This window comes from Paraburkholderia sediminicola (genome assembly GCF_046027355.1).
GTDB lineage: Bacteria > Pseudomonadota > Gammaproteobacteria > Burkholderiales > Burkholderiaceae > Paraburkholderia > Paraburkholderia sediminicola_B.
Window position 1 is genome coordinate 1 of sequence record NZ_JAQQEK010000130.1, and the last position, 724, is coordinate 724.

1 protein-coding gene is annotated in these 724 nt (G+C 60.4%); it reads right to left on the reverse strand.

Features of this window, described 5'->3' with window-relative positions:
- Nucleotides 1–724: NAD(P)/FAD-dependent oxidoreductase (locus PQR42_RS45590; protein WP_408496117.1), on the reverse strand; the 724-nt coding region annotated here is incomplete at both ends.

Consider the following 724-nt stretch of genomic DNA (forward strand, 5'->3'; position numbering starts at 1 on the left):
CGCGCGAATCGCCGGATGCGTCTTGTAGCGCTGGAATTCCTCGAACGGCGACAGATACGGGTTCGTGTAGCCCAGACCTACCACGAAACCCACCACCACCTGGTTGTTATCCATGTGATAGAGGAACGAGCCGCCGTAGGTGTCGTTTTCCAGCGGCCAGCCGGCCGTGTGCATCACCAGACCCGGCTTGTGCTTCGACGGATCGATTTCCCACAGTTCCTTGATACCGATACCGTAGACCTGCGGATCGGCGCCTTCGCGCAGCTTGAATTTGTCGTTCAGCTGGCGGCCGAGGTGCCCACGCGCGCCTTCGCAGAACAGCGTGTACTTCGCGTGCAGCTCCATGCCGAGCTGGAAGTTCTCGGTCGGCTCGCCGTCCTTGCCGATGCCCAGGTTGCCGGTGGCGACGCCTTTAACCGAACCGTCATCGTTGTAGAGAATCTCAGCGGCCGGAAAACCCGGGAAAATCTCGACGCCCAGCGCCTCAGCCTGCTGACCGAGCCAGCGCGTGACATTCGCAAGACTGATCACATAATTGCCGTGATTCTTGAAGTTATCCGGCAGCGCCCAGGTCGGCACGCTCTTCGAACCGGTTTCCGTCAGGAACAGGAATTTATCTTCGGTCACATCCACCGTCAGCGGCGCGCCTTTTTCCTTCCAGTCCGGAATCAGCTCGGTAATGGCGCGCGGATCCATCACCGCGCCCGACAGGATATGCGCCCCG